This window comes from Streptomyces sp. NPDC033178 (assembly GCF_055577685.1).
Window position 1 is genome coordinate 110,090 of record NZ_JBVIPT010000027.1, and the last position, 12,141, is coordinate 122,230.

11 protein-coding genes are annotated in these 12,141 nt (G+C 73.3%); 7 read left to right on the forward strand and 4 right to left on the reverse strand.

Annotation, left to right across the window (positions count from 1 at the left end):
• The first annotated feature begins 382 nt into the window (after window positions 1-382).
• The 5 genes from ACZ5VQ_RS44440 to ACZ5VQ_RS44460 are packed head-to-tail and all read left to right on the forward strand — an operon-like array spanning window position 383 to window position 5,891.
• Window positions 383-2,146, forward strand: coding sequence for a lipid II flippase MurJ (locus ACZ5VQ_RS44440; RefSeq protein WP_469109993.1), 1,764 nt, complete (start codon window positions 383-385; stop codon window positions 2,144-2,146).
• Entirely contained in the window at window positions 2,130-2,969 is an 840-nt protein-coding gene (locus ACZ5VQ_RS44445) for a polysaccharide deacetylase family protein (protein ID WP_469109979.1), read from the forward strand. Before ACZ5VQ_RS44440 ends, ACZ5VQ_RS44445 begins: the two co-directional genes overlap by 17 nt.
• Window positions 2,966-4,099 (forward strand): glycosyltransferase, encoded by a 1,134-nt coding sequence (locus tag ACZ5VQ_RS44450; RefSeq protein ID WP_469109980.1) that lies wholly within the window; start codon window positions 2,966-2,968, stop codon window positions 4,097-4,099. Before ACZ5VQ_RS44445 ends, ACZ5VQ_RS44450 begins: the two co-directional genes overlap by 4 nt.
• On the forward strand, window positions 4,096-4,752 hold the full coding sequence (locus tag ACZ5VQ_RS44455; protein WP_469109981.1) for a YveK family protein: 657 nt from the start codon (window positions 4,096-4,098) through the stop codon (window positions 4,750-4,752). The genes ACZ5VQ_RS44450 and ACZ5VQ_RS44455 overlap by 4 nt, the downstream gene beginning before the upstream one ends.
• Window positions 4,749-5,891, forward strand: coding sequence for a GNAT family N-acetyltransferase (locus tag ACZ5VQ_RS44460; RefSeq protein WP_469109982.1), 1,143 nt, complete (start codon window positions 4,749-4,751; stop codon window positions 5,889-5,891). Before ACZ5VQ_RS44455 ends, ACZ5VQ_RS44460 begins: the two co-directional genes overlap by 4 nt.
• A gap of 37 nt (window positions 5,892-5,928) precedes the next feature.
• Here the strand turns inward: ACZ5VQ_RS44460 and ACZ5VQ_RS44465 are convergent, their stop codons facing one another.
• On the reverse strand, window positions 5,929-7,236 hold the full coding sequence (locus ACZ5VQ_RS44465; RefSeq protein WP_469109983.1) for a glycoside hydrolase family 26 protein: 1,308 nt from the start codon (window positions 7,234-7,236) through the stop codon (window positions 5,929-5,931).
• A 156-nt stretch (window positions 7,237-7,392) separates the two neighbouring features.
• On the opposite strand from ACZ5VQ_RS44465, the gene ACZ5VQ_RS44470 reads away from it, so the two are divergent.
• Window positions 7,393-8,655, forward strand: coding sequence for a carboxylate--amine ligase (locus ACZ5VQ_RS44470; RefSeq protein WP_469109984.1), 1,263 nt, complete (start codon window positions 7,393-7,395; stop codon window positions 8,653-8,655).
• A complete protein-coding gene (locus ACZ5VQ_RS44475) occupies window positions 8,655-9,914 on the forward strand; it encodes an NAD(P)-binding domain-containing protein (RefSeq protein ID WP_469109985.1) in 1,260 nt (419 codons plus the stop codon). Before ACZ5VQ_RS44470 ends, ACZ5VQ_RS44475 begins: the two co-directional genes overlap by 1 nt.
• Before the next feature lie 41 nt (window positions 9,915-9,955).
• Here ACZ5VQ_RS44475 and ACZ5VQ_RS44480 read toward each other — a convergent pair whose 3' ends face one another.
• From ACZ5VQ_RS44480 to ACZ5VQ_RS44490, 3 genes are all read right to left on the reverse strand, one after another.
• Window positions 9,956-11,356, reverse strand: coding sequence for a chaplin (locus ACZ5VQ_RS44480; protein ID WP_469109986.1), 1,401 nt, complete (start codon window positions 11,354-11,356; stop codon window positions 9,956-9,958).
• Between the two features lie 103 nt (window positions 11,357-11,459).
• Window positions 11,460-11,717 (reverse strand): chaplin, encoded by a 258-nt coding sequence (locus ACZ5VQ_RS44485; protein ID WP_469109987.1) that lies wholly within the window; start codon window positions 11,715-11,717, stop codon window positions 11,460-11,462.
• A gap of 286 nt (window positions 11,718-12,003) precedes the next feature.
• Window positions 12,004-12,141 (reverse strand): rodlin (locus ACZ5VQ_RS44490; RefSeq protein ID WP_469109994.1); only part of this gene is annotated, 138 nt, incomplete at its 5' end.

The following is a 12,141-nucleotide window of genomic DNA, read 5'->3' on the forward strand; positions in this document are numbered from 1 at the left end:
GCGTGGTTCCAAGCCGGAGGCCGAGGGCCGGCGTGGTTCCGGAACGGGGACGGAAGCTGGGGTCGAGGGGCGCGGTGCGAACCCTGCACCCGGGTCGGCCCCCACGTCCACGCCCGTGGGGCACCCCGGTGAGGGGGCTCCGTCCGCGAAGCACGCCCCGGCGAGCACGACCGGGAGGCGCCGCCCGTGGACCACCGTCGAGAGGCGCGGCCCCGCGTCCGCGGCCGAGCAGCGACCGGCGGCAGGAGTCGAGGGCCGCCCTGGCGCGGGGCTCGCGGCCGGACGGCATGACCCGGACGCGGTCCGGCGGCACGCCCTCGATGCCGCCGGGCGCGGCAGGGACGCGGTCGTCGAAAGCCCGGTCTCCAAGACCCCGGTCGCCTTGCCCGCGGCCCGGGTCGCGTCCGGCGCAGCTGCCGAGCCCTCCGCCGACACCGCGTCGCCCGCCGACTCCGCGCCGCCCACCGAGGTCGCCCAGCTCACCCGCGGGTTCCTCGCCAAGGCCACGCTCGTCACCGCCGTTCTCTCCATCGCCGGTGCCCTGCTCGGTCTCGGCCGGGACCAGGCGCTCGCGCATCTCTTCGGGGCCGGGACCGAGACGGACGCCTTCCTGGTGGCGTGGACGGTGCCGGAGGTCGCGGCGACGCTGCTGATCGAGGACGGGATGGCGTTCGTGCTGGTCCCGGCGTTCAGCCTGGCGGTGGCCCGGCGGGCGCGCGGGACCGGCACCGGCGCCGACCCCGTACGCGCGCTCGTCGCCTCGACGCTGCCGCGCCTCGCGCTGGCCTTCGTGGCGGTCGCGGCGCTGCTGATGGCCGGGGCGCCCTACCTGGTCGCGGCCCTCGCACCGGGGCTGCCCGACCCCGGTCTCGCCGTCGACTGCACGCGGCTGACCGCGACCTGCGTCCTGAGCTTCGGGCTCGCCGGATACTGCAGCGCGGCCCTGCGCGCGCACCGCCGCTTCCTGGCGCCCGCGGCCATCTACGTCGCCTACAACACCGGCATCATCACGGCGATGTTCGTCCTCGGCGGCCGCTGGGGCGTACGGTCGGCGGCCGTCGGCGTCGCGCTGGGCGGCTGTCTGATGGTGGCGGCGCAGGCCCCCTCCCTCGCCCGGCAGCTCTTCGGCCGCCGCCGGTCCGCCCCGGAGGCCGAAGCAGCCGCCGCACAGGGCCCGTCGCCCCTCGAAGGCCCCGAGGTCGCCAAGGCCACCAAGGCCCCTCAAGTCACCGATGCCACCGACGGCCCGGTCCCCTCGGTGAAGCACTCGGTCGAACTCGCCCTCATCGCGCCCGTGCTGATGTTCGCCCTGTGCCGTCAGTCCCAGGTCCTCATCGAGCGCTTCCTCGCCTCGACCCTCCCCTCCGGAGCCATCTCGCATCTGAACTACGCGCAGAAGGTGGCCCAGATCCCGATGACGCTCTCGCTGATGCTGTGCACCGTCACCTTCCCGGTGCTGGCGCAGGCGCTCGCCGAGGGCGACACCGAGCGGGCCCGCTCCCGGGTGGAGCGCGATGTGGCGGTCGCCTCGTGCATGGTGCTGCTGGGCGCCGCCGCGGTGTTCGCGTGCGCGCCGCAGATCATCGACCTCCTGTTCCAGCGAGGCGCGTTCACCGCCCAGGACACGGCGGCGACAGCCACCGTCATGCGGGTCTACTCCGTCGGACTGCTCGGGCACACGCTGGTGGGCGCGCTGGTGCGGACGTACTTCTCGGCCGGCCGGCCCACCTGGTACCCGCTGGCCGCGATGGCGGCGGGCATCGTCGCCACCTCCTGGATCGGCGCGGGAACCGTCGAGGCCTGGGGGGTGCGCGGGATCGCCGCCGCCAACGCGATCGGGATCACCGTCACCGCGGCCCTGCTGCTGTCCGGCATGGGCGAGCGGCGCAGCGTACCGATCCGCACCCGCCGGGTCGTCCACGAACTGTCCAAGCCGGTCCGGGCCGCCGTGTGCGCGGCCGTCGCGGGGGCCTTCTGCGCGAGCCGCGTGGACTCCCCCGAACTCGCCCTGGCCGCCGGCGGTCTGACCGTGACCGTCGTCTACGTCCTGCTGCTCCGGGTGCTCGGCGTCAAGGCCGTCGCGCCCGCCTTCCGTACCGCCCTCCGCTCCGTCACACGAAGGCTGCCGCATGTCCGTTTCCGCTGACACCCCCGACCTGACCCGTACCGAACCGCGCCCGGCCGCACCCCTGTGGGTGGCGATGTACCACTCGGTCGGCGACTGCTCGGACGACCCGTACCGCATCACGGTCTCGCCCGACCGGCTGGACCGGCAGCTCGGCTGGCTGCGCCGCCGAGGCCTGCGCGGGGTGAGCATGGCCGAGCTGCTCGCGGCCCGCGCCCGGGGCGAGGGGAAGGACCTGGTGGGGCTGACCTTCGACGACGGGTACGCGGACTTCACCGACAACGCCCTTCCGGTGCTGCGGCGCTGGGACTGCGGCGCCACCGTCTTCGTACTCCCCGGCAGGCTGGGCGGCACGAACGAATGGGACCCGCTGGGCCCGCGCAAGCCGCTCCTCACCGCCGACGGCATCCGCCGGCTCGCGGACACCGAGGGCCTGGAGATCGCCTCGCACGGCCTCACCCATCTCGACCTCACCAAGGCGGACGACGCCCTGCTCGGCGCGGAGGTCGGCGGCAGCAGGGCCCTGCTCTCCGAGCTGACGGGCCGCGAGGTCCTCGGCTTCTGCTACCCGTACGGGACCGTCGACCAGCGGGTCGCCGACGTGGTGCGCGCGGCCGGTTACGAGTACGCGTGCGCGATCGACCCCGGCCCGCTGACCGGACCGTTCGCCCTCCCCCGGGTCCACATCGGCGAGAACGACACCTCCTGGCGGCTGCTGCTGAAGTACCGCCTCAACCGGCTCCGCCGTCGGCCGGTTCCTCTCGCGCCTCCGGAGCCCCTCTCCGCCTCCGTGTCCCTGCCGTCCCCCGCGTCACCGGAGTCCCCGGTGAAGGAGACCCCGTGAAGGCCCTGCACGTCATCACCGGTCTCGGGGTGGGCGGGGCCGAGCAGCAACTGCGCCTCCTGGTCCGCCACCTGCCGGTCGACTGCGACGTGGTGACCCTCACCAACCCGGGCGCGGTCGCCGAGGACCTCACCGCGGACGGCGTACGCGTCATGCACCTCGGCATGCACGGCAACCGGGACCTGTCGGCGCTGCCGCGTCTCGTCCGCGAGATCCGCGGCGGCCGGTACGACGTCGTCCACACGCATCTATACCGCGCCTGCGTGTACGGCAGGATCGCCGCGCGCCTCGCGGGTGTACGGGCCGTCGTGGCCACCGAGCACTCGCTGGGCGACTCGCAGATGGAGGGCAGGCGGCTCACCGCGGGCGTCCGCGGGCTCTACCTGGCCAGCGAGCGCCTGGGGCACGCGACGGTCGCCGTCTCGCCCACGGTCGCCGAGCGCCTGCGCCGCTGGGGCGTCCCCGGGCCGCGCATCGAGGTCGTACCGAACGGCATCGACGTGGCGCGCTTCCGCTTCGACGCGGCCCGGCGCGAGAGCACCCGGCGGCGGCTCGGGCTGCCGCAGGGCGCGTACGTCGTCGGGGGTGTCGGACGTCTGACGGCCACCAAGCGCTTCGAGGTGCTCGTCCGATCCCTGGCCGAACTCCCCGACGACGTCTGGCTGTTGCTGGTCGGCGGCGGTCCGGAGGAGAACGTGCTGCGGCGTACGGCGCAGGCCGCGGGGGTCGCCGACCGGGTGCTGTTCACCGGCGAGCGCCCCAACACCGATGCCTCACAAGGCGGTTCGGGTCCCGATCTGCCCTCCCTGATAGGAGCCATGGACGCGCTCGCCTCGCCCTGCGCCGAGGAGGCCTTCGGGCTCGCCGTCGTGGAGGCCCTCGCGGCGGGTCTGCCCGTGCTCTACGTCTCCTGCCCGGCCGTCGACGACCTGCCACCGGGCGCCGCCCCGTTCGCCCGGCGCGTCCAGGGCGGCGCGGACTCGTTCGTACGGGCCCTGCGGCAGGTCCGGGCCCAGGGCCCGGGGCCGCGCGCCGCGCCCGAGGCGGCCCGCCACTACAGCATCGCCCGCAGTGCCGACCGGCTCATGGACATCTACACGGCCGCAACTCTGGGAGTGAGTTCCGCATGACCGACAACCCCACTCGTACAACCGGCCGGCCGGTGACGGCACTTGTCCGCGCCAAGGGGCTGCCGCCCTGGTCCCTGCTGGCCGCGGGCGCCCTCCTCGGCGGCCTGCTCGGCGGCGCGTACGGCGAGCTGAAGACACCGCAGTACTCGGCCACGAGCTATGTCATCGCCGTCCCGGACGAGAAGTCGGACCCGGCGGCGGCGCTCGGCTTCGCCCAGGCGTACGGCCGGGTCGCCACCCAGCTCGCGGTCCTCGGGGACGCCCAGGTGTGGGCGGGCGTGCCGGTGTCGACGCTGCGCGAGAGCGTGCGGACGGCGACCTCGCCGGACGCCCCTATGGTCGCCGTGACCGCCACCTCCGCGCGCCCCGACCTCGCCGCGGACATGGCCAACGCCGTGTCGCGCTCGCTGACCCGGCACGCCAACTCCGCCGAGGACAGCACCCATGTGGAGCTGCTCCAGTTCTCCCGCGCGATGAAGCCCACCGAGGCGTCGTCGGCGACCTCGACGGTGACCGGGCTGGTCGGCGCGAGCGCGGGCGGGCTGCTCGGCGGGCTGGTGCTGCTGATCCGGCCGCGCCGGTCCTCGGACGTCCCGCCCACCCCGTCGGTGCCGGGCCCTGCCACCGCCGCCGACGTCCACGGGCAGCTGTGAACAGCACGGTGACCGGTGCCGCGACCGGCGCGGCACGGACCGAACTGTGCACGGACGAGCGGGAGTTCGGTCGCCTCGCCGAGGAGTGGGGGCGGCTGTACCGGCGGTGCGGCGCGGCGACCCCGTTCCAGAGCCATGCCTGGCTGCACTCCTGGTGGCTCTCGTACGGAAGACCCGGGCGGCTGCGGCTCCTCCTCGTCCGCGAGGGCGGTGAACTGGTGGCCGCCGCCCCACTGATGCTCGTACGGCAGCCGTGGCCGGCCCTGGTGCCGCTCGGCGGGTCCATCTCCGACTTCGGTGACGTGCTCATCGAGGACGGCGAACGGGCCGACCGGGCGGCCGCCGGCCTCGCCGAGGGCCTCGCAACGGCCGCCCGCACCGCGCTGATCGACTTCCGCGAGGTACGGCCCGGCGGCGCGGTGGAGCGGGTCTACGCGAGCTGGCGCGGGCCTCGACGGCGTGTGCTGGACTCGCTGTGTCTGGAGCTGCCCGGCGCGTCGATGGACGATCTGATCGGACGGCTCGCGACGGCCAAGGCCCAGCAGCGGGTCCGCGCCAAGCTGCGCAAACTCACCTCGCTGGGGGTCGAACGGCGCGCCGTGCGCCCCGACGAGGTGGGCGCGGCCCTGCGCCGGCTCCTGGAACTGCACCGGCTCCAGTGGCAGGGCCGCAAGGTGACCACCGAGCATCTGCAGGAGCGGTTCGCCGAGCATCTGGTCCGGTCGGTGGGGCCGATGGTCGACGCCGGTGACGCGGTGGTGACCGAGTTCCGGCTGGGCGACACCGTGATGGCGGTCGATCTGACGCTGCTGTCACGGCAGTTGGCGGGCGGCTATCTGTACGGCGCCCATCCGCAGCTGCGCGAGCGGAAGGCGGACGTGGCGACGATGCTGCTGCACGCCTGCGCCCAGCACACCGAGGCGGGTGGCCGCCGGGTGCTGAGCCTGCTGCGCGGCAACGAGCCCTACAAGCACCACTGGCGGCCCCAGCCCGTCGTCAACCAGCGCTTCCTGCTGGCCCGGCGGCGGACGGCCCCGCTGATGTCGGCGGCCGTCTGTGACGTGGCCGCCCGCAGCCGGGGCAAGGAGTTGCTCGACCGCTTCCACGGCTGGAGGGAACGCGGTGGCGGCAGGCCGTGACCGACCCGCCGCCACCGCCCCGTCGGCGGTCGCCCGGTCAGCGGTGGCGCGACCACCAGTCGAAGCGCAGGCAGAGCTTCCCGCCGAGCCAGTACTCGACCCAGTCGCCCAGCTCAAGCGGCGAGCAGTTCGGCGGGTTCGGCGGCGTCGGCTTGGGCACCGGGGTCGGTGCGGTCGGCTTCGGCGCCGGGTCGGTGGGCTTGGGCAGCGGTGTCGTGTCGGTGCGGCCGAAGAGCGCCGCCCGGTAGATCTCGGACGCCTTGGGGTTGTCCCCGCACTGCCACACGCCGTGCGGGCAGTAGTCGGTGAGCGTGTTGTACAGCGGCTTGTGCTCGTCCATCCACGCGAGCATGCGCTTCATGTACGTCGGGTTGTCGCCGTTGCGGAAGAGCCCCCATTCCGGATAGGAAATCGGCTTTCCGTGGGCCTTCGCGAAGTCGACGTGCGCCTGAAGTCCGTAGGGCTCCGACACGGCCTCGTCGAATGACTGGCCCCGCGGCTGGTCGTACGAATCCATGCCGATGATGTCGACCGTGTCGTCCCCCGGATAGCACTGGGTCCAGGGAATGGCGTCCCGGCCGCGGTTCGGCGCGAAGTCGAACCGGAATTTCTGCCCCGGCACCGCCCGCATGGTGGTGACGATTCTGTTCCAGTACTTCTTCCAGGCCTCCGGGTCGGGGCCGCAGCGATGGGTGTACGTCATGCCGTTCATTTCCCAGCCGAGCACGATGACGGTGTCGGGCGCCTCCAGGTCGACCAGCCGCTCGGCCAGCCTGCGGAAGTGCTGGTCGAAGGCTCCGGCCGCGCCGCGGCGCAGTTGGAAGCGGACCTCCGCGTCGGAGACGTTCTCCTCGTTGCGCTCCAGCATGGGGACGTTGAGGACGAAGAGCCGGTCGTCCTCGTCCGCCCGCCAGTCCGCCCAGGTGTCGAGGAAGCCGGGCAGGCCCTCGATGTTGCTCCAGCGGTCGCCGGGCAGATACGTGTGCGCCACGCGCAGGTCGGCGCCGCCCAGCCAGCGGCTGAGCTCGGCGATCCGGGCCACGCCACGGGGGCCGTAGTCCAGGTAGGCGCCGAAGGCAGGGCCCCCGGCCTCCTTCGAGGGCGTCGCGGTCGGGGTGGCCGGTTCGGTTGTCGCGGTCGCCGCCGGGGCGACGGGCCCCGCCGGCGCCACGGGCGCGACGACGGCGGAGGGAGCGGTCGGCGTCGGAGCCGGTGGATCCCCCACCCCCGTGCCCACGGCGTACCCCGGCCCGGAGGCGAGGGCGGCCGACGCGACGAGTCCGGCGGTGAGTGCGGCGGTGGCGTATGCCAGCCGTCTGGTTCGGGTCCGTTGCAGTGGGGCCATGTCCGCTCCTCGCGTTCCTTTTCCACCGTCCACTGACACCCAGTCACATAAATGTGCAATGCGCCAACCGGGCCGGGCAATCGGAGAAATCCCGGATCACCCGCACGAGTGAGACATCAGAAGAGACAACAGAAGAGACCTCAAGGAAATATGCCCATGTCGCCCTTCGACACCCGTGTTCCCGCCGTACTTCTGCGAATCGACCGGAATCCCTTTCACCACGGAACGCTGGGAGCCGTACGCTCCCTCGGCCGGGCCGGAATCGACGTGCACGTGGTCGCCGATTCCACCGGAAGTCCGGTGCGCAGATCGCGCTTTGTCCACCGGATGCATCCGCCGCCCGCACCCGACGCCTCTCCCGCCGACATCGCGCTGGCGTTGCGCCGAGTGGCGGCCCGGGTGTCCCGTCCCGCCGTACTGATCCCAATGGATGACGCGAGCGCGATCGCGGTGGACCGGATGCGGGACGCTCTCGCGCCCCGCTATCTGCTTCCCCTCTCCCCCGCCGGTCTCGCCGAACGCGTCGCGGACAAGGCGGAACTGGCCGCCGTGTGCGAGGCCGCGGGCATCCCGCATCCGCCGACGCTGGTGCCCGACACGCCGGCACAGGCAACCGCGGCCGTCCGGCGGCTGGGGCTGCCCGTGGTCGCGAAGTGGAGCCGCCCCTGGCTGCTGCCCGCGGGTACGGACCTGCGCAGCACGGCGGTCCTGCGCTCGGCACAGGAGGCCCACACACTGTGCCGCCGCGCCGAGGAGGCGGGCAGCAGACTGCTGCTCCAGGCGTTCCTGCCGCCGGGCCCCGACCAGGACTGGTTCTTCCACGGGTACGCGGACCGGTCCGGGGCGGTGTGCGGCGGCGGCCCGGGCCGCAAGCTGCTCGCCTGGCCGCGCGGGGCCGGGCTGACCGCGGTGGGCCGCTGGACCCCGAACCCCGCCGTGCAGCTGCTGGCGGAACGCCTGACATCGGCGCTCGGCTACCGCGGCATCTTCGATCTGGACTTCCGCCGCGAACACGCCACCGGCGCCTACCACCTGCTCGACTTCAATCCGCGGCCCGGCGCCCAGTTCCGGCTCTTCGCGGACGGGTCGGGGCTCGACGTGGTGCGTGCGCTGCACCTGGATCTGACCCACCGTCCGCTGCCGCCGCCCGCCCCACTGCCCGGCCGGACCTTCGTGGCGGAGAACTACGCGCCGCTCGCCGCGCTCGGCTCCGGCACCGAACGGGCCTGGCACGCCCGGGACGACCTCGCGCCCGGCGCCGCCCTGTGGACGCTGTGGTCCCGCCATGTGGGCCGCCGTGTGCTGCACCGCGCCCGCCGGTCCCCGGCCGCACCGGCAGCCGACGCCCGGGTCGTCCGGCAGACGGCCCGCCGCGACGCCAACCCCCTGTCCGACGACGAGAAAGCGAGCAGTTGCTGATGTACGACCTGCTGGTGGTGGGGGCCGGTCCCTACGGTCTGTCCATCGCCTCCCACGCCGCGGCGGCCGGCCTGAACCTGCGTGTGTTCGGCCGGCCGATGGCGTCCTGGCGCGACCACATGCCCCGCGGCATGTTCCTCAAGTCGGAGCCGTGGGCGTCCAGCCTCTCGGACCCCGAGGGCCGTCTGCGCCTGGACACCTACTGCGCGGAACAGGGCGTACGGGCCCGGCACGGGGAGCCCGTCCCGGTGGAGGTGTTCGCCTCGTACGGGCTGTGGTTCGCGCGGCACGCGGTTCCCGAGGCCGACGAGCGCATGGTGACCGGTGTCCACCCCTGCCTGGGCGGCTTCGAGGCGGTCCTGGAGGACGGCAGGAGCGTCCGCGCGCGAACGGTCGTCCTGGCGGTCGGTGTCCTGCCTTTCACCGAAGTGCCTGCGGTTTTCGGCGAGTTGGGCCCCGAGCACGTCTCGCACAGCAGCGACCACGGCGACCTCGACCGCTTCCGCGGCAAGGATGTGACGGTCATCGGCGGCGGCCAGGCGGCCCTGGAGACGGCGGCCCTGCTCGCCGAACAGGGCACCCGCGTCCGGGTGATCGCCCGCGCCGGCGGACTCCGGTGGAACGACGTGCCCCCGCCCTGGGACCGCCCCTGGTGGCAGTCGGCCCGCGCCCCGCACAGCGGCCTGGGCTGCGGCTGGCGCAACTGGTTCTACGCCGAACGCCCCGACGCCTTCCGCGCTCTCCCCGAGTCCACCCGCACCCGGGTCGCCGCCACGGCACTGGGCCCCGCGGGCGCCTGGTGGGTACGTGACCGGGTCGAGCCGGCCGTCGAGCTGCTGCTGGGCCGGGAGGTCGCGGCGGCCTACCCGGTCCAGGGCACCGTGCGCCTCGAAACACTGGGCCGCTCCGGCGAGTTGACCTCCCTGGACACCGAACACGTCATCGCGGCCACGGGGTTCAGGGCGACGCGCGACCGCCTGGACCTGCTGGCCGAGGACGTACGCGGCACCCTGGCCGCGTCACCCGACGGATCCCCTTGCGTGGGGCGGGAGTTCGAGTCCTCCTGCCCCGGCCTCTTCCTGGCGGGCCTGGTCACGGCCTCCGCCTTCGGCCCCGCCATGCGCTTCGTGCACGGCGCCTCGTTCACTGCCCGGACCCTCGTACGAGGGGTGCGGCGCCGGCTGCGTACGGGGCCGGCCCGGGTGCCCGTGCCGAGCGCCCGGGAGCGGCGCGGGGTGCTCGGGGCGGCGGGTCACTGACAGTACGGGTGCCGGGCGCGAGGCGTCCGGCACCCGACGCGTCACCACTGACGGGACGCGACCCGGCTTCGTCGGTACAGCACCGCTCCACCGACCAGCAGCCCCGCACTCGCGACCGAGGCCGCGAGCAGCCCGTCACTGCCGGTGTGCGCCAACTGCGGCGCCCCGGGCCCCGGCCCGGGAGGGGTCGCGGCAGGCACCACGGCCGCCGGCGGACTCACGACCGGTGGGGTCGTGGTCGGCGGAGCCGTGACAGGTGGAGTCGTCGCAGGCGGGGCCGTCGCAGGCGGGGTCGCGACAGGCGGAATCCTGGTCGGTGGTGCGGTGGCGGGAGGCGCCTCCGTCGGCGGGTTGGCCGCCGGCGGCGCGGCGGTGGGCGGAGTCGTGACAGGCGGGGCCGTCGCAGGCGGGGTCGTGACAGGCGGAGTCCTGGTCGATGGTGCGGTGGCGGGAGGCGCCTCCGTCGGCGGGTTGGCCGCCGGCGGCGCGGCGGTGGGAGGCGTGGCAGCGGGAGGAGTGCTCGGCGGCTTCGTGGGCGGCGTGGTCGGCGGCTTCGTAGGCGGCGTGGTCGGCGGCTCGGCAGGTGGTGAGGCCGGCGGCATGCTCGGGGGCCTGGTCGGCGGGGTGTCGTCGCCGTAACCCCCAGGGCCATGGCCCTGCGGCCCGTTGTGCTGCGGGCCGTTGTGCTGGGGGCCGTGGCCCTGCGGCCCGTTGTGCTGCGGGCCATGGCCCTGCGAGCCGTTGCGCTGCGAGCCGCTGTGGTGCGCGCACTTGTTGCCGAACGCCGGGTTCAGCAGGGCGACCACGTCCACGGTGTTGCCGCACGCGTTCACCGGCACGTCCACCGGCACATGGGCGTTGTTGCCCGATGCGACGCCGGGCGAGTTGTGCGTCGCGCCGTGCGTGGAGGAGCCACCGCCGTGGTGACCGGAACCCCCACCGTGCCCGGGACCGCCGTGGTGACCCGAGCCGTGGTGACCGGAGCCGTGGCCATGGTGCGAGCCGTACCGATCACCCGAGTCGTAGCCGTGGCCTGGGCCATAACCATCGTCCGAGCCAAAGCCGTAGTCGGAGTCATAGCCGTAGTCGTAGCCGGAGCCGTAGTCGGAGCCGTAGTCGGAGCCGTCACGGTCGTCCGAGTCGTAGCCGGACGGGGCGGCGTGCCTGGGTGTGTCCGGCTTCCTGTGCTTGCCCGTGCCCGGGGTGCCGGCGCAGGAGTTGCCGAACGTCGGGTTGAGGCCGGCCGCCACGTCCACGGAGTTGCCGCACGCGTTCACCGGGACGTTCACCGGCGCCTGCACGCTGTTGCCGGACAGCAGGCCGGGCGAGTCCGCTGCGACCCCGTTCGCGTTCGTGTCGGCGAACGCCTGGGGGGTGTACAGGGACATGAAGCTCGTCGCGGCGGCGGCCGCGACCATTCCCCTGCTCAGGGTCTGTCGCAATCTCGTTGTCTTCTCTGCTGGTAGAAGTGGGAAAGCCGGCCTTGGCGCCGAAAGGCAGTCCAAGGCCGGCGTGACACAGCCGGTCGGCTGGTGCGTTACGACGTCAGTCGTTGACGCACTGGTTGCCGAACGCCGGGTTCAGCAGGCCGATCACGTTGATCGAGTTGCCGCACACGTTCACGGGGATGTGGACGGGAACCTGGACCACGTTGCCCGAGAGAACACCGGGCGAGCCGACGGCGGCGCCCTTCGCCTCGGAGTCGGCGAAGGCCGGGGCGGCCATTCCCATGGCCATGATCGCGCCGACTACGACGACGGCACTCTTCTTGTGCTTCACGTACTTCCCTTTCTCTGCGGTCATGCCCCTATGACGGCCGAAACCGGACGAGCCCAGCCTGAACGGCTCGCACCATGACCTGCGGGCTGTAGAACGAGGGGCAGGGGGTCGAAGAAACTACAGAAAGTGTGGCTCTCCGGTAATTCACCCGAACGCTCCGCGTGGATTCGACGGGGGAAACGTCACTGCCATAAGGAAGGACCAGCGGAAGAACCGACAGAAAACAAAAACAGAAAATAGTGTCAAGGAGCCCGGGCGCCCCTCGCGTGAAGAGCGAAGGGACCGCCCGGGCATGCTCTGTGACGGTGGATCAGCTGCGGTCGGCGCCGTTGCCCGAGAGCACCGGGATGTTGGAGAGGATGTGCGAGAGCGGCTCGTCGCCCTTGGCCTGGGTGGAGTTCTCGGTGCACTGCTGGTTCTGCGGGGCCGACAGGATCGGCACGTCCTG